Below are 17,857 nucleotides of genomic sequence, written 5' to 3'. Positions count from 1 at the left end.
CCCCCGCCCCCCCCCGGGGCCGCCCCGGGGGCGCTGCCGGCCCTCGCCCGGGCGGAGAAGATCTCCCGGCGGGCGGCCGCCTACGGCTTCGACTGGGACGACGCCGCCCAGGTCGTCGACAAGGTCCGCGAGGAGACCGACGAGGTCGCCGAGGCCCTGGCGGCGGGCGACCCGGAGGCCCTGTCCGAGGAGATCGGCGACCTCCTGTTCTCGGTGGCGAACCTCGCGCGGCACGCCGGGATCGACCCGGAGACGGCCCTGCGCGACGGCACCGCCAAGTTCGAGCGCCGCTTCGCCGCCATGGCGCGCCATCTCGCGGCGTCCGGGGGCGCCCTCGGCCGCTCCGACCTCGCCGCCATGGAGGTGGCGTGGCGGGCGGCCAAGCGCGACGAGGCGGCGGGACAGGCGTAGCGGCGCTGTCAGGCCGCGCTGCCCGCCCGCTCGCGGCCCGAGATGCCGGCCCGTCGCGGCGGATCCGTCGGGCTCCGGAACGGTGATCCGACGCGTTGGCGTTCCGGAGGGCGGGCGCTAAACCCGTGCCATGTTCGACGACGCAGCCGCTCAGCGCTATCTCGCGGGACTGGCCCCCGTGGCGGCGGGATCGGTGCGCTGGCTCATCTACGATCACGGCCGGCAATGGGTCTCGGTCGTGGACGGCGATCTCGCGTCCCTGCGGCAGGATTGCCTGCACGTCCTCGGCGCCACCGAGGAGGCGGACGCCACCGCGTCCCTCGTCGACGCGATCCGCGAGTTCCTCGCCGACGGGACGGAGCGCACCCCGCAGATCGTCGCCCTCTCGTGCGCCGTGCTGATGCAGAGTGTCGGGGATCTCGACGCGGTCTTCGATCGGATCCGGTCCGGTGTCATGGCAACCCTCGTCTACGCCGAGGACGTCGTAGTCAGGCCCGTCGCCGTTTAGCGCAGGTCGGCACGTGCTCGGCCGCGCCGCGACCCGCGCCGGGCATGCCCGCGGCGATCCCCGCGGCGATCCTCCGCGGCTCCCCCGCGCGCCGAGGGCTCGACACGTCGCGGCGCGCGGATATGTTCCGCGCATGCGCTTCGCCCTGCCCGTCCTCGCCGCCCTCGCCGTCACCGCCGCCCTGTCCCGGCCGGCCGCGGCCGAGACCATCCTCCAGGAGCGGTTCGGCTGCCACACCCAGGAGGTCACGGACCGCCTGTTCAAGCTGGTCATGGCGGGCGACGAATCCGGCTTCGGCCAGCTGCTGCAGGGCAGCCTCGCCAGCGGCGAGTGCCGGTCGTTCAAGCCCGGCGAGGAGGTCCGGCTCGAATCCCGGACGATGAGCTACGGCTGCCTCGCCCTGAAGGACACGCAGGATCGCTGCTACTGGACGCCGCTGAGCGCCATCGAGAAGGCGAACTGACGCCGCCGGCCCGGGCCGCGACGAACCGGCGCCCGGAGGCGCCGGCCCGCCCGCGCGGCCGGAACGCGGTCAGGCGGCCTTCTTCCCCCTGCCCTTCGACGCCTCCGCGTCCGGCTCCGCCCCGCCGGGCTCGCCCGCGGCGTTGATCGACTCGGCGATCTTCGAGAGCAGCGCGTCGGTCCGCTTCTCCTCCTGCAGGGTCTCGTCCAGGAGCGCGGCGGCGTCCGCGTAGCCGAGCTGGGCCGCCCAGGTCTTCAGGGTGCCGTAGCGGGCGATCTCGTAGTGCTCCACCGCCTGGGCGCAGGCGGCCAGCACCGCGTCGGCGGCCGGGCTGTCGGCGAAGTCGTCGAGATCCTCCTCCATCTCCGAGACGATGCCCTGCATCGCCTCGCAGGTCTTGGCCCGGGCCGGCTTCCCGATGATCTCGAAGACCTGCGTCAGGCGCTCGACCTGCTGGGCGCTCTCCTCGGCATGGGTCTCGAAGGCCTGGCGCAGGTCGTCGTGCTCCGCCGCCCGGGCGGATTTCTTGAGGGCTTTCACCGACTGCTTCTCGGCGTAGTAGACGTCCTTCAGGGTCTCGTAGAAGGCGTCCTGCAGCGTCTTCTGCTTGGCCATTCGGTCTGTCTCCGCTGGGGTCCGCGCGCCGTGTTCGGCGGCGTCCTCCGGGGAACTCCGGTCCGGCCGGCCGTATCCGGGCGATATCTTCGCCCTGTGGAGGAACCTTTCGGGCCTCAGCCGCCCGCCCCGTCCGGCCGCGGCTTCCGGCCGGCCCGCGGCGCGCCGCCCGGCTTCGGGCGCAGGCGGTCGAGGACCGTTTCCAGGGCGCGCTCCACCGCGTCGCGGTCCGGCACGGTCTCCGGCACCGCGTCCGGCGGAGGCGGGGGCGATCGGCCCGGGTCGCGGCGCTTCGGCATGTCGTCCGCCCGTATCGGCGCCGGGCCGACCGGTCTTCCGGCCCGCGCGGCGGCTGCCGGCCGGTCGAGCGGCCAGGATCCTGGGATCAAAGCCTGCCGGGATCCGGGGATCCCGGGATCCTGTGATCAAGGTTCCCGGATGGTTGCCGGCGCGTCTGGTCCCGGACCTTTCGGCGGCCGTGCCGGATCACCGGAGATCCCGGTCGCGGCCTCGGCGGATCTGCGGCCCCCGCCGAACGGCCAGTCGATCAGGCCGCCGGCCCAGAGCGCCGCCCAGACGAAGACCGGCTGAAAGGCGAGCCGCGGGCCATGGTACCACCAGGAATCCGGGATGCCCTCGACGTGGACGTGCCCGAACGCGTGCTTGAGGTTCGCCGGGTAGACGCAGACCGCGTAGAGGGCGAGACCGATCGCGGCCGCCCGGCGGAACCGCCCGGTGAGGAGGCCGACCGCGCCGGCGATCTCGCACAGGCCGGTCGCCAGGATGACGAGCCGCGGCTGCGGCACCCAGTCGGGCATGAGCGGCAGCATCGCGTCGGTCGCCACGAGGTGGACCACGCCGATGAACCCGTAGATCGCCGCGAGCGCGTAGCGCAGCCGGCGCCGCCAAGTCTCGATTGACGCCTCGATCGCTCCCTCGGTCACGCGACCGCGTCCTCCGTGACGCCGCAGGCCTGCGCCACGCGGGCGCGCAGGGCCTCCGTGAGGCGGGTCACCGCCGGGTGGCCGGCGCTTAAGAAGGCCGTGTCGCCGACGGCCGTCACGGGGGCCAGGAGCCGGAGGGAGTTGGTCAGGAACACGGCCTCCGCGCCCAGGAGATCGGGCAGGGCGAGCGACCGTTCCTCGGCCCGCAGCCCGCACCCGGCGGCGAGACCCAGCACCTCCGCCCGCACGATGCCGGCGAGCACGCCGTCCCCGAGCGGCGGCGTCACCAGATCGGTGCCGAACAGGGCGAAGAGATTGCCCGTGCCCGCGCAGGCGACGCGGCCCCGGGTGTTGCGGAACAGCGCCTCGTCGAACCCCGCGGCGGCGGCCTCGCGGGCGGCCAGCACCGCGTCGAGATAGCCCAGCGTCTTCAGGCGGGCGGCGGGGGAGGTGTCGTTGCGGGCGATGGCCGTCGGCCACAGGCGCAGGGGCGCGAAGGACGCGGCCCTGGCGCTCGCGGCCGCGGTGGCGAACAGGGTCGGGTTAGGCGCGTCCGGCGGCCTCAGGCCGCGCGGGCCGGAGCCGCGCGTCAGCGTGGTCCGGATCGCGAGCCGCTCCCCCTGCCCCGCGAGGTCCCGCATGGCCGCACGGATCCGCTCGGGTTCGGCCGGGATCCCCAGCGTCTCCGCGGAGGCCACGAGCCGGGCGATATGGGCGTCCTCGAAGGCGACGCGGCCGCCGAGCGCCAGTGCGGTGTCGAACAGGCCGTCGCCGAGCGTCAGGCCGCGGTCGGTGTGGTCGAGCGGAGCCGTGGTTCCGGGCAGGGGCGCCCCGTCACGCCACAGCATCGCGGCGCCCCTCCGGCCTCTCCCGCCACGCGCGGGCGAGATCCAGGAAGTTGGCGAACAGGGCGTGGCCGCCCTCGGTCAGGACCGATTCCGGGTGGAACTGGATGCCGTAGGTCGGGTGGGTCCGGTGCGACAGCGCCATCACCTCGCCCTCCTGCGAGACCGCGTCGACCGAGAGGTGTTTGTCCATGTCGGGGCCGGGATTCACGACCAGCGAGTGATAGCGCCCGACCGGCATCGGCGCCGGGATTCCGGAAAACAGGCGCTCGCCGGTATGGGCGATCGGCGTCATCTGCCCGTGGAGGGGGCGCTGTGCCCGCGCGACCGTGCCGCCGAAGGCCGCGCCGATCGCCTGATGGCCGAGGCAGACGCCGAGGATCGGCACCGCGCCCGACAGGTCGCGGATCGCCGGCAGGGAGATCCCGGCCTCCGCGGGGGTGCAGGGCCCGGGCGAGACCACCAGGGCCTCCGGCTCCAGCGCCCGGATGCCCGGCACGTCCAGCGCGTCGTTGCGCACGACCCGGACCGTCTCGCCGAGCTCCTCCAGGTAGCGGACGACGTTGAAGACGAAGGAGTCGTAATTGTCGAGGACGAGGATCATGCGAAGGCCTCGAACACCCGGGCGGCCTTGGCCAGGGTCTCGTCGTATTCCGGGCCCGGCTCCGACAGCAGCGTCACCCCGCCCCCGGCCTGCAGGATCGCCTGCCGGTCGTCCATGAACACGGTGCGGATCGCGATCGACGTGTCGAGCGCCCCGTCGAAGCCGATCCGGCCGATGGCGCCGCAGTAGAGTTCCCGCGCGTCGCCCTCGATCTCCGTGATGATGTCCATGGCGCGGATCTTCGGCGCGCCCGTGATCGAGCCGCCCGGGAAGGTCCCTTCCAGGAGGTCGAGGGCGTCGAGCCCGTCGCGGAGGTCGCCGGTCACCACCGACACCAGATGGTGGACGTTGGCGTAGGTCTCCAGGCCGCACAGGGTCGGCACGGCGACGCTGCCCGGCCGGCAGACCCGCGACAGGTCGTTGCGCAGCAGGTCGACGATCATGACGTTCTCGGCCCGCTCCTTGACGCTGGCCTGGAGCGCCTCGGCCGCCGCCCGGTCGGCCGCCGGGTCGGCGAGGCGGCGGGCGGTGCCCTTGATCGGGCGCGTCTCCACGTGCCGCCCGTCGAGGCGGATGAACCGCTCCGGCGAGGACGAGGCGACGGTCAGGCCCTCCTGTTCCAGGTAGGCCCCGAAGGTCGCCGGGTTGGTCTCGCGCAGCCGCCGGTAGAGGGCGAACGGGTCGAAGCCGGCCGGCAGGTCGGCGGTGAAGCGCTGGGCGATGTTGGCCTGGTAGATGTCGCCGGCCCGGATGTAGGCGCGGACCTTTTCGACTGCTTTCTCATAGCTTTGTCGATCGAAGTTCGAGCGCCACGCGAGCGGCTGGGCCGGCCGTGCGGCGGTCGGGACCGGAGGCTCCGCGCCGCCGAGCAGGTCGGCGAAGCGGGCGAGCCGCGCCTCCGCGCGGGCCCGTCGCGCGTCCGGCGCGGTCTCGGGGAAACCCGTGGCGACGAGCCGGCCCGTGCCGGCGGCGTGGTCGACGACCAGCGCGGTGTCGTAGAGGTTCAGCGCGATGTCGTCGGTGAGCCCCGCCCGCCGGGCGGGCGGCGCCACCCGCTCCAGCGCCGCGCCGAGGTCGTAGGCGAGGTACCCGATCGCCCCGCCGGGGAACGGCTCCGGCCCGGCCTCTAGCCCGGCCTCTAGCCGGTAGGGTTCGAGGCAGGCTCGGAGCGCCGCCATCGGGCCGCCCGCCACCGGCCTCCCGTCGAGGGTCGCGCGCCCGTCGCGGTAGCGGAACCGCGCGAACGGGTCGGCGGCCACGATCGAGTGCCGCCCCAGCGGGTCGTGCCGCATGGCGCTGTCGAGGAAGGCGAGCCCGGGCAGGGCGCGCAGCCGGGCCGCCGCCGCGACGGGATCGATGAAGGGGATCTCTCGGGTCCACATGACCGGGTTCGGGGCCGCCATCCTCGAGCTGTGCGTCGTGCGCTGCCGTCGCACAGGCGATGCCGCGGGGGAAGCGGCAGTTCCACGCAGGCCCCGCCGCCGCGCGCGGGCGGGCCGTGTCCGGGGCGCAGGGCGGCGCCGCCCAGGCCTGATGTGGGGTCTGAGGAGCCCGCCGTAAAGCTCTGCCGTAACGATAGGATCCGCGCCCGGGCCCAGGCTCGCGCGCAGGGCCGGTCACCCCTGCGGCGGCCGGCCTCGCGCGGAGGCGCGGGAGCCTGTATAGGTGCCCGACCCCGAATTCCTGGTCCCGCGCGCCGGGCGGCCGATCGCCGCCCGGCCGGACCGTCCGACCCGAATGCCATGACCGCCACGCCCGCCCCCCGCGGCCCCGCTCCCGGCGCCGCCCCGAAAATCTCGTTCGTCTCGCTGGGCTGCCCCAAGGCGCTGGTCGATTCCGAGCGGATCCTCACCCACCTGCGCGCCGAGGGCTACGAGCTGGCCCGCCGGCACGACGGCGCCGACGTGGTGATCGTCAACACCTGCGGCTTCCTCGATTCGGCCAAGGCGGAGTCGCTCTCGGCCATCGGCGAGGCCATGGCGGAGAACGGCCGGGTCATCGTCACCGGCTGCATGGGCGCGCAGCCGGAGGAGATCCGCGAGAAGTACCCCGACCTCCTGGCGGTGACCGGGCCCCAGGCCTACGAGTCGGTGGTGGCGGCCGTCCACGAGGCGGTGCCGCCGGCCCACGACCCGTTCCTCGACCTCGTGCCGCCGCAGGGGATCAAGCTCACCCCGCGCCACTACGCCTACCTGAAGATCTCGGAAGGGTGCAGCAACCGCTGCAGCTTCTGCATCATCCCATCCTTGCGCGGGAACCTCGTCAGCCGCCCCGCCGCCGACGTGCTGCGCGAGGCCGAGAAGCTGGTGAAGGCCGGCGTGAAGGAGCTGCTGGTCGTCAGCCAGGACACCAGCGCCTACGGCGTCGATATCCGCTACAGTGAGAGCCCGTGGCGCGACCGGCAGGTCCGCGCGAAGTTCTACGACCTCACCAAGGAACTCGGCGAGCTCGGCGCCTGGGTGCGGCTGCACTACGTCTACCCCTACCCGCACGTGGACGAGGTCATCCCGCTGATGGCCGAGGGCAAGGTGCTGCCCTACCTCGACATGCCGCTCCAGCACGCGAGCCCCTCCGTGCTCAAGCGCATGCGCCGCCCCGGCAACCAGGAGCGCCAGCTCGACCGGATCCGCAGCTGGCGGCAGACCTGCCCGGACCTCGCGATCCGCTCGACCTTCATCGTCGGCTTCCCCGGCGAGACCGAGGCCGAGTTCGAGGAGCTGCTGGCCTGGCTTCAGGAGGCGAAGCTCGATCGGGTCGGCTGCTTCGAGTACGAGCCGGTGGCGGGCGCCACCGCCAACGCGCTGGGCGACCTCGTGCCGCCGACGGTGAAGGCCGAGCGCAAGCGCCGGTTCATGGAGACCCAGAACGGCATCGCGCTGCGGCTGCAGCGGGCCAAGGTCGGCAAGCGGCTGCCCGTCATCGTCGATTCCGTCGAGGGCGGGGTCGCGCGGGGCCGGTCCAAGGCCGACGCGCCGGAGATCGACGGCAATGTCCACGCCGCGTTCCGGCGCCCGGTGCGGGTCGGCGACATCGTCACGGTGAAGATCGACCGGGCCGAGGCCTACGATCTCTACGGCAGCGTGGCCTGAAGGCAGGCTCCGTCTTTGCGAGCGCAGCGAAGCAATCCAGGGATGCGCTGCGCTCAGAAATGTCCGGCTTCCCTGGGTCGCTTCGCTGCGCTCGCGATGACGGGCGCGGATCGGACTCCTGTTGACGCCGCGCCCGGCGCGGCTTGACCCCGCCCGCCCCGCGCGGTCTTTCGGAACAGATCAGGAACTTGGTCGGGACCCGAGGCGGCGATGGATCCGGAGGTCGCGCTCCGAAAGATCATCCACATCGACATGGACGCGTTCTACGCCTCCGTGGAGCAGCGCGACGACCCGTCGCTGCGCGGCCGGCCGCTGGCGGTGGGCGGCTCCCGGGAGCGCGGGGTGGTGGCCGCTGCGAGCTACGAGGCCCGGAAATTCGGCGTCCGCTCCGCCATGCCGTCGGCCACCGCGCGGCGGCTGTGCCCGGACCTGCTGTTCGTGAAGCCGCGCTTCGAGGTCTACCGGGCGGTCTCCGAGGAAATCCGGGCGGTCTTCGCCCGGCACACGGCCATCATCGAGCCGGTGGCCCTCGACGAGGCCTATCTCGACGTCACCGAGAACCTCCTGGGCCTCCCGACGGCGACGGCCGTGGCAAAGGCGATCCGGGCCGAGATCCTGGAGCGCACCGGGCTCATCGCCTCGGCCGGGGTCTCGTACAACAAGTTCCTCGCCAAGGTGGCGTCCGACCACCGCAAGCCCGACGCCCTGTTCGTCATCACCCCCGCCATGGGGCCGGACTTCGTGGCGGCACTGCCGATCGGCCGGTTCCACGGCGTCGGCCCGGTCACCGAGGCGAAGATGAAGCGGCTCGGGATCGAGACCGGGGCGGATCTGCGCGCCTGGACGCCGGAGCGCCTGCGCGAGACCTTCGGCTCCGCGGGCGCCTACTACCACGCGGTCGCCCGCGGGATCGACGCGCGGCCGGTCCGCGCCCACCGGGTGCGCAAGTCGATCGGGGCCGAGACCACCTTCTCGGACGACACGGCCGCCTTCGAGGTCCTGGCCGCCCGACTGGCGCCGCTGTTCGACAAGGTCTGGGCGGGGGCCGACGCCAAGGGCATGCGCGCCCGGACCGTGACCCTGAAGCTCAAGTTCTCGGATTTCGCGCAGGTCACCCGGGCGAAGTCCCTCGCCGTGCCGGTGGCCGACCGGGCCGCCCTGGAGCGGATCGGCCTCGACCTGCTCGCCGGCCTGTTCCCCCTGCGCCGCAGCGCGCGGCTGATCGGGGTGTCGCTGTCGGGCTTCGCGCAGGACGCGCCCGAGGCGCCGCTCCAGCTCGGGCTGGCGCTCTGACACGGCCTCCGGGGCAGGCCCACGCTCCGTCATCACGAGCGCAGCGACGTGACCCAGGGCAGCAGGACATCGGTCAGCGCGGCGCTGGCCCTGGATTGCTTCGCTGCGCTCGCAACGACGACGGTGGGGAAGCGATCAACCGGAGAGCGATTGAGCCGCCGCCGTCATGCACGACACGGGGCCTGTGCGGTTCCGCACGTCGGGAAGGCCGGGTCGATCGCAGAGCGGAGCGATCCGGTACGGATCAGGGTTTCTCGAGCCCGCGCGAACACAAGGATCCTGTCGATGCCGAAGCACGCCCGCCTGGCCCTGGCCGCCGCGCTCCTGTCGGCCCTCGCGGCGGGCGCCGCCCGCGCGGACGGCACATCCGCTTTCGGGGCCGCCAACGCGGCCCAGCTCCGGGGCTACACCGCGAGCCCGGCCCAGATCTACGTTCCGGCAGGCGGCCCGAGCGCCAAGCCCGCAGCCCCTGCACCGCAGCTGCCGAAGGCGCCGGCGCGCAGTCGCTGAGAGCGACCCGGGCCGCGCCGGCCCGGGCATCCGGTCACGCGTTCTCGGTCACGCGTTCTTGCGCGGCCGGTGGTCCGGGTCGACGCCGCCGTCGAGCTTCGTCTCGTTGTCGACGTCGCCCTCGAAGGTCGAATCCGCCTGCAGATCCGCGGGGTCGGCGCCGCTCATCCCCTTCGAGGTGCCGATCCCGGGATTGCCCTTGAGGTCGGCGTCCGTGGGCGTGTCGGTCTTCGGGTGCTTGGATGACATGCAGGCTCCTGTCGGGTGCTGATGTCGGGCCAACGCGTCGGCGCGGGGCCGGTCTCCCGCGCGGCGTGCGGCGGTTCGCCTCCCGGTCCCCGCGTGCCCTCAGCCGATCTCCGCCGCCGCGATCCGGCGGACGCCCGCCGACTCCATCCGCGCCCAGGCCCGCGCGAGCGACCCGTCGACGTCGATCCCGCGCACCGCGTCCGCCACCACGAGGACGTTGAACCCCGCGTCGCGCGCGTCGAGCGCGCTCCAGGCGACGCAGAAATCGGTGGCGAGGCCGCACACCGCGACCCGGGTGATGCCGCGCTCCCGGAGCGCCCCCGCGAGGCCGGTGCGCGTGGCCCGGTCGGCCTCCAGGAACGCCGAGTAGCTGTCGACCCGCGGATCCAGCCCCTTGCGCACCACCAGGCTCGCCCGGTCGGTGGCGAGGTCCGGCGCGAAGGCGGCCCCGCGGCTGCCCTGGACGCAGTGGCGCGGCCACAGCACCTGCGGCCCGTAGGGCAGCGTCACGGTCTCGAACGGGGCCCGCCCCGGATGGGTCTCGGCGAAGGAGACGTGGTCCGCCGGATGCCAGTCCTGCATCAGCACCACGTGCCGGAAGCGGTGCTGGAGGTCGTTGATCGGGCCGATCACCGCGTCGCCCCCCGGGACGGGGAGCGCCCCGCCCGGCAGGAAGTCGACCTGCACGTCGACGACGAGGAGCAGGTCGGCGCTGCCGGGCGTCACGGCCGGTCCCTACGGCAGCATCACGATCGAGCCGGTGGTCTCCCGGCCCGCGAGGTCGCGGTGCACCTGCTGCGCCTCGGCCAGCGGGTAGGTGGCGTTGACGGCGATCTTCACCGCGCCGTCGCGGACCACCTTGAACAGGCGGGCGGCCGCCTCCTCCAGGGTGGCGCGGTTCGACGAGAAGGTCGCGAGCGTCGGGCGGGTCACGTAGAGCGAGCCGCGCGGGGCCAGCAGGCCGAGGTCGAGCCCGGTGATCGCCCCGGAGGCCGAGCCGAAGCTCGCCAGCAGGCCGAGCGGCGCGAGGCTGTCCAGGGAGCCCATCAGGGTCGCCTGCCCGACGCCGTCGTAGACCACCGGCACGCCCTTGCCGCCGGTGATCTCGCGCACGCGCTTGGCCACGTCCTCCTCGCGGTAGAGGATGACGTGGTCGCAGCCGTTCTGCCTGGCGAGCTCCGCCTTCTCGGGGCTGCCGGCGGTGCCGATCACGGTGGCGCCGAGGTGCTTGGCCCACTGGCACGCGATCAGGCCGACGCCGCCGGCGGCGGCCTGCCACAGGATCGTGTCGCCGGGCTTCACCGCGTAGGTCCGGTGCAGCAGGTACTCGACGGTCAGGCCCTTGAGCATCATGGCGGCGGCGGTCTTCTCGTCGACGCCGTCGGGGATCGGCACGGCCGCGGAGGCCGGGATCACCGGCTCCTCGGCGTAGCAGCCGTCCGCCACCGAGCCGTAGGCGACCCGGTCGCCGGCCTTGAACTGGGTCACGCCCTCGCCCACCGCCGTGACGGTGCCGGCGCCCTCCTTGCCGGGGGTGTAGGGCATGTGCGGGGACTTGTAGGCGCCGGTGCGGAAGTAGATGTCGATGAAGTTGACGCCGATGGCGGCCTGCCTGACCCGGATCTGCCCGGGGCCCGGCTCGGCCAGGGGCACGTCCTCGAAGCGCATCACCTCGGGACCGCCGTACTCGTAGACCCGGATCGCCTTCGGCATCGTTGGACTCCCGCTCGCCGCCCCGTCCGGGGCGTTGCAGCCCGAGATAACGGACCGCCCGCCGGAGGCAATTCGTTTTTGGCCCCTCGCCCGCCGGTTGTAGCCCGCCCGGCCGCGGCCCCGTTCTGGATCCGCCGGTCCCGGGCGCCTATCTAGGCCCTGCCAGTCCCTGAGCCGAGGTCCGACATCCATGTCCGGCACCACCCGCACGAGCGCCGACCTCGATCCGCGCCGCCGCCGCCTCCTCTACCGCGCCTGGCACCGGGGCATCCGCGAGATGGACCTGATCATGGGCCGCTTCGCCGATGCCGAGATCGGCGACCTCTCGGAGGCGGAGCTCGACCAGTTCGAGGCACTGATCGAGGTGCCGGACCGCGACCTGTTCAAGTGGCTGACCGGCGAGGTCGAGACGCCCACGAACTACGACACGTCGGTCTGGCGGCGGGTGCGGGCGTTCCACCGGCACGACGCGCCGATCCACTCCTGAGAGCGACCGGTCGAGAGAGCCCGCGATGGACGAACCGAAGCCCAACTACGACCACCCGGCCCGGTCGATCGCCACCGAGCTGGTGGTGCGCATCATGCTGGAGATGATGGAGCGCTCCGATCCGGCACTCCGCGCCGAGATCTTGCGGCAGGCGACGGCGCGCGCCGCCGCGATGACCGAGCACATGCCCAACGCGGACTTCTTCCGCGGCCGGGTCGAGGCGGCGCTGGCCGAGATCGTCGGGCCGGACGCCTGAGGGGCGCCTGAGGGGCGTAAGCCGCGGGCTTCCGTCGCATCCGATCGGAGCGCTCGGCCGATGCGGCCCGCTCCGTCATCACGAGCGCAGCGACGTGACCCAGGGCAGCGCGACGTCCGGAGGTGCGGCGCTGCTGGATGGCTTCGCTGCGCGCGCAAAGACGATGGGGTCGTCTCTTCCGCCCTGGGAGAGGCCGATCCGCAAGGTGCTCCGGGCCGGCCCATGCGTGTCCCCGAAGCGCGGCCGAACAGCCGTTCCATGCCGGGGCAGAACCGCCATATAGGGTGCGTTCGGCCGTGACCGCGGGGACGCTTTATCGCGGCGGCCCGATCGGCTAACGCCACCCGACCTCCTCCCCGGACGCGCCCGGCGGGATTTCCCGCGAAAGACCCGATGGCCAAGCCTCAGCCGAAGCCCCCCGCCCCCGCCGCCAAGCCGCAGGTCGCGCGCTTCGCGCTGCCGAAATCCTCCGCGCTCGCCCGGGCGATCGACGCCCTCAAGCGCGGCGACAGCCCGGTCCTGGCGAACGCCCCGGAGGGCTTCGACGCGCTGGCGCTCGCCGACCTCGCCCGCGCCCTGGCGCCCACCGTCGACGCGCCGGCGGTGCTGGTCCACGTGGCGCGCGATTCCGGGCGCTCGGCGGCCTTCCAGGCGGCCCTGGGCTTCGTCGCGCCCGAGATGGACGTGATGAGCCTGCCGGCCTGGGACTGCCAGCCCTACGACCGGGTCTCGCCGACGACGGCGGTCGCCGCCGCCCGGATGACGGCGCTCGCCCGCCTCGCCCGCACCCGCTCGGCCGAGGACCGCCCGCGCATCCTCTGCACCACGGTCAACGCCCTGGTGCAGCGGGTGCCGCCCCGCGCCCACATCGCCAAGGAGGCGTTCTCGGCGGCGATCGGCAACGTCGTGTCGATGGACGACGTCGTGGCCTGGGTCGAGGCCAACGGCTTCCTGCGCACCGGGACGGTGCGCGATACCGGCGAGTACGCGGTCCGCGGCGGCATCCTCGACCTGTCGCCCCCCGGCCTGCCGGCCCCGATCCGGCTCGACTTCTTCGGCGACACGCTGGAATCGATCCGCGCCTTCGACCCGGAGACGCAGCGCACCACCGGGCAGCTCCGCTCGCTCGACCTGATGCCGATGAGCGAGGTCCAGCTCACCACGGAGACCATCCGCCGCTTCCGCCAGAACTACATCCAGAGCTTCGGGGCGGCGACGCGGGACGACCGGCTCTACGAGACGGTGAGCGAGGGGCGGCGCTACGCCGGCCTCGAGCACTGGATGCCGCTGTTCTACGACCACCTCGACACGCTGTTCGACTATCTCGGCGGCGTGCCGCTGGTCTTCGACCCGCAGGTGGAGGACGCCGCCGCCGAGCGGATCGCGCTCGTCCAGGACTATTACCAGGCCCGCGAGGGCGCGATGAAGACGCCGCAGCCCGGCGTCGCCCCCTACAAGCCCCTGCCGCCCCGCGCCCTCTACCTGACGCCGAACGAGCTGAAGGAGCGGATCGGCACCGCCACCGTGGCGCGGCTGACCCCGTTCGCGCAGCCCGAATCGTCCGAGCGCGCGGTGATCGATTGCGGCGCCAAGGCCGGACGGAGCTTCGCCCCCGAGCGGGCCGACGAGAATGCCAGCGTGTTCGACGCCGCGGTGGCGCATATCCGCGATCTCCAGGGATCCGGTCATCACGTGATCCTGGGAGCCTGGTCCGACGGCTCCCGCGACCGGCTCTGCGGCGTGCTCACCGATCACGGCCTGAGGAAGCCCGTGGCGATCACCCGGCTCACCGACGTGTACGCGCTCAAGCGCGGCACCGACGCGGCCGTGGCGGTCTGGGGCCTGGAGGCGGGCTTCACCGCGGGCGAGCTCGCCGTCGTCTCCGAGGGCGACATCCTGGGCGACCGGCTGGTCCGCCAGAAGCGCAAGGCCAAGCGGCCCCAGGACGTGATCCTGGAGGTGCAGGCGCTCCAGCCCGGCGACCTCGTGGTCCACGCCGACCACGGCATCGGCCGGTTCGTGGGCCTCAAGACGATCCACGCCGCCGGCGCCCCGCACGATTGCCTGGAGCTGCAATACACCGGCGGCCTGCTGCTCCTGCCGGTGGAGAACATCGAGCTCCTGACCCGCTACGGCTCGGAGGATTCCGAGGTCGCCCTCGACCGCCTCGGCGGCGGCGCGTGGCAGGCCCGCAAGGCCAAGATGAAGCGCCGCATCCTCGAGATGGCGGGCGAATTGATCAAGGTCGCGGCCCAGCGCTTCGTCCGGAAGGCCCCTTCCCTGCAGGCGCCCGAGGGGCTCTACGGCGAGTTCGCCGCCCGCTTCCCGTTCGAGGAGACCGAGGACCAGGCCAACGCCATCGACGCGGTGCTGGACGACCTCAATGCCGGCCGGCCGATGGACCGGCTGGTCTGCGGCGATGTCGGCTTCGGCAAGACCGAGGTGGCGCTCCGCGCCGCCTTCGCGGCGGCGATCTCCGGCAAGCAGGTGGCGGTGATCGTTCCGACCACGCTGCTGGCCCGCCAGCACTACCGGACCTTCGCCGAGCGCTTCAAAGGGCTGCCGGTCCAGGTGGCGCAGCTCTCCCGCTTCGTCTCGGCGGGGGAGATGAAGCAGACCCGCGCCGGGCTCATCGCCGGCACGGTCGACATCGTGGTCGGCACCCACGCCCTCCTGGCGAAGAACATCGCCTTCAAGGACCTCGGCCTGATCATCGTGGACGAGGAGCAGCATTTCGGCGTCGCCCACAAAGAGCGGCTGAAGGCGCTCCAGGCGGACGTTCACGTGCTGACGCTCTCGGCGACGCCGATCCCGCGCACGCTGCAGCTCGCCATGACGGGGGTGCGCGAGCTCTCGATCATCGCGACCCCGCCGGTCGACCGGCTGGTGGTGCGCACCTTCGTGACGCCGTTCGATCCCCTGACCATCCGCGAGGCCCTGCTGCGCGAGCGCTACCGCGGCGGCCAGTCCTTCTACGTGGTCCCGCGGATCGAGGATCTGGCCGAGGTCAAGAAATTCCTCGACGCCGAGATGCCCGAGATCAAGGTCGCGGTGGCCCACGGCCAGATGGCGGCGGGCCAGCTCGAGGACGTGATGACCGCCTTCTACGAGGGCAAGTTCGACGTCCTGCTCTCGACCACGATCGTGGAATCGGGCCTCGACATCCCCACCGCCAACACGCTGATCGTCCACCGGGCCGACATGTTCGGCCTCGCGCAGCTCTACCAGCTGCGCGGCCGGGTCGGGCGCTCGAAGGCGCGCGCCTACGCGCTGTTCACGACCCCGGCGAACCGCCAGCTCACCGCCCAGGCCGAGCAGCGCCTCAAGGTGCTCCAGAGCCTCGACACCCTGGGCGCGGGCTTCCAGCTCGCGTCCCACGACCTCGACATCCGCGGCGCCGGCAACCTGCTGGGCGACGCGCAGTCGGGCCACATCAAGGAGGTCGGCTACGAGCTCTACCAGCAGATGCTGGAGGACGCGGTGACGGCGCTCAAGGCCGGCATCGAGGACGTGCCCGAGGAGGCGTGGTCGCCGACCATCGCGCTCGGCGCGCCGGTCACGATCCCGGAGGATTACGTCGAGGATCTGGGCGTCCGGCTCGCCCTCTACCGGCGGCTCGCCACCATCCAGGACGATGCCGAGATGGAGAGCTTCGGCGCCGAGCTGATCGACCGGTTCGGGCCGCTGCCGCCGGAGGTGGAGCAACTCCTCAAAATCGGCACGATCAAGATTCTCTGCCTCAGGGCGAACGTCGAGAAGGTCGAGGCCGGGCCGAAGGGCGTGGTGGTCCATTTCCGCGACCGGTCCTACGCCAACCCGCAGGGGCTCGTGACCTACGTGGCCGAGCAGGCCTCGTTCGCGAAGGTGCGACCCGACATGAGCGTCGTGTTCGTCCGCGAGCTGACCACGGTCCCGGCCCGGCTCAAGACCGCCACCGAGGTGCTGCGCAGCCTCGTGAAGATCGCCGAGCGGGGGAAGAAGGCGGCGTGAGGGGCGGGGGCGTCGCGCCCCGGCGAGACCCCTCATCCTGCGGGGCGGCGTGAGGAGACGCGTGGATGGCAGACCCGGCGCCGATCACCGGCGCGCCCGAGCCGGTGAAGGCCGCGCCGGGCGCCTTCCTCGCGCCCCTGTTCACCGACCGGCGCGTCGCCGCGGTGCTGGGGCTCGGCTTCGCGCAGGGCATCCCGTTCCTGCTCGTCTACGCGACGCAGTCAGCGTGGCTCGTCCAGGCGAAGGTGCCGCTCGCCACGATCGGGCTGATGAGCGAGCTCACCATCGCCTACAAGCTCAAGTTCCTCTGGGCGCCGTTCCTCGACCGGCACGATGCGCCGCTCATCGGCCGCTGGCTCGGGCGCCGCCGCGGCTGGATCGTCGCCACGCAGATCCTCGTCGCCCTGGCGCTCGCGGGCGTCGCCTTCGGCGACCCGGCCCACTGGCTCGCCTGGACGGTGGCGTTCTCCCTGGCGCTCGGCGTCGCGGGCGCCACCCAGGACGTGGTGATCGACGGCTGGCGCATCACCGCCGCGCCGCCCGAGCAGCAGGCGCTGATGTCGTCCTGGGCCGAGATCGGCTTCCGGATCGGCAACCTCGCGGCCGGCGCCGGCGCGCTCTACCTGTCCGACGCGTATGGCTGGCGCGTGGCCTACCTGTGCATGGCCGCGCTGATGGCCCCCGGCACGGTCGCGGCGCTGCTGGCGCCCGAGCCCCCCGCCCCCGAGACCCCCGCCACCGGCGGCTTCGTCGAGACCGTCTGGGCACCGATCCGCGATCTCCTCGCCCGGCTCGGGCCGCTCGCCCTGCCGGTGCTGGCGCTGGTCGCGGGCTTCCGGATGCCCGGCTACGTCTCGAACGCCATGGCGATCCCGCTGTTCAAGACCCTCGGCTACTCCAACACCGACATCGCCACCGTGACCAAGCTGTTCGGCTTCTGGATCGCGCTCGGCGGCACCTTCCTGGCGAGCGCCATCATCCCGCGGATCGGCATGATGGCGAGCCTGCTCATCGGCACCGTGACGGCCTCGGCCTCGCACCTCGCGCTGGCCTACCTCGCCTGGCACGGCGGCCACGGCGGGGCGGCGTTCTGGACCTTCGCGCTGACCGTCGGCATCGACGGCTTCGCCTACGCCTTCGCGTCGATCGTGCTGATCACCTACATGTCGCGGCTCTCGGCCACCGCCCACGCGGCGAGCCAGTACGCCCTGCTGACCTCACTCTGCGCCCTGCCCGGCAGCCTGCTCGCCGGGTTCTCGGGCTTCGTGATCGAGTGGACGGGCTTCGCGTGGTTCTTCGTCGGCACGTCCCTCATCGGCGTGCCGGTGGCCCTGCTCTGCCTGCTGGTCGCGCGCCGGCACGGGCCGATGGAGGTTCCGGCGGAGGCCCCCGGATCGGCGACCTGAGGCTGTGTCCCAACACGGGAACGCCCGCGGAAACTGTCTCTTTAGCGGGGATTAACCACAGCACGGCTTAATGGGGTGGACGGTTGATGTCCTCCCCAGACGGGTGACCCGGGCCACGCGCGCGAGAACGGCTCTCGCGGGCGAACGGCGGCGGCTGCCCAGGGGAAGCGCGTACGCGAGTTCCCGAATGGCCCAGGCTGCGTTGTCCCTCGCCGCGTTCCAGACCGCGTATCCGAGCGCGGAACCCCGGCGACCGGCGCCCCCGCGCCCCAGCTACGTCGAGACCGCCTACGACCCGGTCGTCCGCACCCGGGCGCCCTACCCGAGCGCCATGCGGCGCGCCCGTCGCCGCGCCCGGCTGACGACGCTCATCGCCCTCACCGGCGTGAGCCTCGCCGGCTGGGCCGTGTTCAGCCACCCGCAGGGGCCGGCCCGCCCCGAGGCGGAGTCCGTCGCGGCGGCCGGGCCGGCCGC

The 17,857-nt window shown here is 73.0% G+C and carries 19 protein-coding genes and 1 pseudogene; 11 read left to right on the top strand and 9 right to left on the bottom strand.

What is annotated here, in order from left to right:
* The 3 genes from ACLBYE_RS24275 to ACLBYE_RS24265 form a co-directional block, all read left to right on the top strand.
* The coding region (locus tag ACLBYE_RS24275; RefSeq protein WP_447696135.1) for a MazG nucleotide pyrophosphohydrolase domain-containing protein at positions 1-411 on the top strand (411 nt) is incomplete at its 5' end.
* 130 nt (positions 412-541) lie between these two features.
* Positions 542-919: a hypothetical protein gene (locus ACLBYE_RS24270; RefSeq protein ID WP_447696134.1), complete on the top strand. Its 378-nt coding sequence runs from the start codon at positions 542-544 to the stop codon at positions 917-919.
* Positions 920-1,052: 133 nt separating this feature from the next.
* On the top strand, positions 1,053-1,382 hold the full coding sequence (locus tag ACLBYE_RS24265; RefSeq protein ID WP_447696133.1) for a hypothetical protein: 330 nt from the start codon (positions 1,053-1,055) through the stop codon (positions 1,380-1,382).
* Positions 1,383-1,451: 69 nt separating this feature from the next.
* On the opposite strand, the gene ACLBYE_RS24260 is transcribed toward ACLBYE_RS24265, so the two are convergent.
* From ACLBYE_RS24260 to pabB, 6 genes are all read right to left on the bottom strand, one after another.
* Positions 1,452-1,997 (bottom strand): YciE/YciF ferroxidase family protein, encoded by a 546-nt coding sequence (locus tag ACLBYE_RS24260; RefSeq protein WP_447696132.1) that lies wholly within the window; start codon positions 1,995-1,997, stop codon positions 1,452-1,454.
* A 116-nt stretch (positions 1,998-2,113) separates the two neighbouring features.
* Positions 2,114-2,296, bottom strand: a complete 183-nt coding sequence (locus tag ACLBYE_RS24255) for a hypothetical protein (protein ID WP_447696131.1) — start codon at positions 2,294-2,296, stop codon at positions 2,114-2,116.
* A gap of 126 nt (positions 2,297-2,422) precedes the next feature.
* The gene (locus ACLBYE_RS24250) at positions 2,423-2,941 is read right to left on the bottom strand and encodes a DoxX family protein (protein WP_447696130.1); all 519 of its coding nucleotides are present in this window, start codon (positions 2,939-2,941) and stop codon (positions 2,423-2,425) included.
* A complete protein-coding gene (locus ACLBYE_RS24245) occupies positions 2,938-3,789 on the bottom strand; it encodes an aminotransferase class IV (protein WP_447696129.1) in 852 nt (283 codons plus the stop codon). The genes ACLBYE_RS24250 and ACLBYE_RS24245 overlap by 4 nt, the downstream gene beginning before the upstream one ends.
* Entirely contained in the window at positions 3,776-4,390 is a 615-nt protein-coding gene (locus ACLBYE_RS24240; protein ID WP_447696128.1) for an anthranilate synthase component II, read from the bottom strand. The genes ACLBYE_RS24245 and ACLBYE_RS24240 overlap by 14 nt, the downstream gene beginning before the upstream one ends.
* Positions 4,387-5,772 carry an aminodeoxychorismate synthase component I gene (gene pabB / locus ACLBYE_RS24235; RefSeq protein ID WP_447696127.1) on the bottom strand — a complete coding sequence of 462 codons (1,386 nt, stop codon included), beginning with the start codon at positions 5,770-5,772 and terminating at the stop codon, positions 4,387-4,389. Before pabB ends, ACLBYE_RS24240 begins: the two co-directional genes overlap by 4 nt.
* A gap of 360 nt (positions 5,773-6,132) precedes the next feature.
* On the opposite strand from pabB, the gene rimO reads away from it, so the two are divergent.
* The 3 genes from rimO (at position 6,133) to ACLBYE_RS24220 (ending at position 9,282) form a co-directional block, all read left to right on the top strand.
* Positions 6,133-7,479 (top strand): 30S ribosomal protein S12 methylthiotransferase RimO, encoded by a 1,347-nt coding sequence (gene rimO, locus ACLBYE_RS24230; protein WP_447696126.1) that lies wholly within the window; start codon positions 6,133-6,135, stop codon positions 7,477-7,479.
* A 210-nt stretch (positions 7,480-7,689) separates the two neighbouring features.
* Positions 7,690-8,772: a DNA polymerase IV gene (dinB, locus tag ACLBYE_RS24225; RefSeq protein ID WP_020093293.1), complete on the top strand. Its 1,083-nt coding sequence runs from the start codon at positions 7,690-7,692 to the stop codon at positions 8,770-8,772.
* A gap of 285 nt (positions 8,773-9,057) precedes the next feature.
* Positions 9,058-9,282, top strand: coding sequence for a hypothetical protein (locus ACLBYE_RS24220; RefSeq protein ID WP_447696125.1), 225 nt, complete (start codon positions 9,058-9,060; stop codon positions 9,280-9,282).
* 48 nt (positions 9,283-9,330) lie between these two features.
* On the opposite strand, the gene ACLBYE_RS24215 is transcribed toward ACLBYE_RS24220, so the two are convergent.
* The 3 genes from ACLBYE_RS24215 to ACLBYE_RS24205 form a co-directional block, all read right to left on the bottom strand.
* Complete coding sequence (locus ACLBYE_RS24215) at positions 9,331-9,531, bottom strand: hypothetical protein (RefSeq protein WP_056523028.1); 201 nt, start codon at positions 9,529-9,531, stop codon at positions 9,331-9,333.
* A 99-nt stretch (positions 9,532-9,630) separates the two neighbouring features.
* On the bottom strand, positions 9,631-10,257 hold the full coding sequence (gene pncA / locus ACLBYE_RS24210; RefSeq protein ID WP_447696124.1) for a bifunctional nicotinamidase/pyrazinamidase: 627 nt from the start codon (positions 10,255-10,257) through the stop codon (positions 9,631-9,633).
* A 9-nt stretch (positions 10,258-10,266) separates the two neighbouring features.
* On the bottom strand, positions 10,267-11,244 hold the full coding sequence (locus tag ACLBYE_RS24205) for a quinone oxidoreductase family protein (protein ID WP_447696123.1): 978 nt from the start codon (positions 11,242-11,244) through the stop codon (positions 10,267-10,269).
* 190 nt (positions 11,245-11,434) lie between these two features.
* Between ACLBYE_RS24205 and ACLBYE_RS24200 the strand changes: the two genes are divergently transcribed.
* The 5 genes and pseudogenes from ACLBYE_RS24200 to ACLBYE_RS24180 form a co-directional block, all read left to right on the top strand.
* A complete protein-coding gene (locus ACLBYE_RS24200; RefSeq protein WP_020093288.1) occupies positions 11,435-11,731 on the top strand; it encodes an FAD assembly factor SdhE in 297 nt (98 codons plus the stop codon).
* A 25-nt stretch (positions 11,732-11,756) separates the two neighbouring features.
* Positions 11,757-11,987, top strand: a complete 231-nt coding sequence (locus ACLBYE_RS24195) for a hypothetical protein (RefSeq protein WP_020093287.1) — start codon at positions 11,757-11,759, stop codon at positions 11,985-11,987.
* A gap of 393 nt (positions 11,988-12,380) precedes the next feature.
* A complete protein-coding gene (gene mfd, locus ACLBYE_RS24190) occupies positions 12,381-15,977 on the top strand; it encodes a transcription-repair coupling factor (RefSeq protein ID WP_447696122.1) in 3,597 nt (1,198 codons plus the stop codon).
* A 65-nt stretch (positions 15,978-16,042) separates the two neighbouring features.
* Entirely contained in the window at positions 16,043-17,383 is a 1,341-nt protein-coding gene (locus ACLBYE_RS24185) for an AmpG family muropeptide MFS transporter (protein ID WP_447696121.1), read from the top strand.
* Between the two features lie 187 nt (positions 17,384-17,570).
* Positions 17,571-17,857 (top strand): annotated as a pseudogene (locus tag ACLBYE_RS24180) (hypothetical protein); the annotation flags it as partial.

It is taken from the genome of Methylobacterium sp. A52T (assembly GCF_053346095.1).
The sequence above is the reverse complement of the archived record's forward strand: the minus strand, read 5'-3'. Positions and strand labels throughout refer to the sequence as shown.

What these genes read in the sequence shown, in the direction of transcription:
- ACLBYE_RS24245 (WP_447696129.1), bottom strand. Translation starts at nt 3,789, where the DNA reads ATGCTGTGGCGTGACGGGGCGCCCCTGCCCGGAACCACGGCTCCGCTC.
- ACLBYE_RS24200 (WP_020093288.1), top strand. Translation starts at nt 11,435, where the DNA reads ATGTCCGGCACCACCCGCACGAGCGCCGACCTCGATCCGCGCCGCCGC.
- ACLBYE_RS24265 (WP_447696133.1), top strand. Translation starts at nt 1,053, where the DNA reads ATGCGCTTCGCCCTGCCCGTCCTCGCCGCCCTCGCCGTCACCGCCGCC.
- rimO (WP_447696126.1), top strand. Translation starts at nt 6,133, where the DNA reads ATGACCGCCACGCCCGCCCCCCGCGGCCCCGCTCCCGGCGCCGCCCCG.
- ACLBYE_RS24270 (WP_447696134.1), top strand. Translation starts at nt 542, where the DNA reads ATGTTCGACGACGCAGCCGCTCAGCGCTATCTCGCGGGACTGGCCCCC.
- dinB (WP_020093293.1), top strand. Translation starts at nt 7,690, where the DNA reads ATGGATCCGGAGGTCGCGCTCCGAAAGATCATCCACATCGACATGGAC.
- pabB (WP_447696127.1), bottom strand. Translation starts at nt 5,772, where the DNA reads ATGTGGACCCGAGAGATCCCCTTCATCGATCCCGTCGCGGCGGCGGCC.
- mfd (WP_447696122.1), top strand. Translation starts at nt 12,381, where the DNA reads ATGGCCAAGCCTCAGCCGAAGCCCCCCGCCCCCGCCGCCAAGCCGCAG.
- ACLBYE_RS24215 (WP_056523028.1), bottom strand. Translation starts at nt 9,531, where the DNA reads ATGTCATCCAAGCACCCGAAGACCGACACGCCCACGGACGCCGACCTC.
- ACLBYE_RS24205 (WP_447696123.1), bottom strand. Translation starts at nt 11,244, where the DNA reads ATGCCGAAGGCGATCCGGGTCTACGAGTACGGCGGTCCCGAGGTGATG.
- ACLBYE_RS24220 (WP_447696125.1), top strand. Translation starts at nt 9,058, where the DNA reads ATGCCGAAGCACGCCCGCCTGGCCCTGGCCGCCGCGCTCCTGTCGGCC.
- ACLBYE_RS24260 (WP_447696132.1), bottom strand. Translation starts at nt 1,997, where the DNA reads ATGGCCAAGCAGAAGACGCTGCAGGACGCCTTCTACGAGACCCTGAAG.
- ACLBYE_RS24185 (WP_447696121.1), top strand. Translation starts at nt 16,043, where the DNA reads ATGGCAGACCCGGCGCCGATCACCGGCGCGCCCGAGCCGGTGAAGGCC.
- ACLBYE_RS24195 (WP_020093287.1), top strand. Translation starts at nt 11,757, where the DNA reads ATGGACGAACCGAAGCCCAACTACGACCACCCGGCCCGGTCGATCGCC.
- ACLBYE_RS24240 (WP_447696128.1), bottom strand. Translation starts at nt 4,390, where the DNA reads ATGATCCTCGTCCTCGACAATTACGACTCCTTCGTCTTCAACGTCGTC.
- ACLBYE_RS24255 (WP_447696131.1), bottom strand. Translation starts at nt 2,296, where the DNA reads ATGCCGAAGCGCCGCGACCCGGGCCGATCGCCCCCGCCTCCGCCGGAC.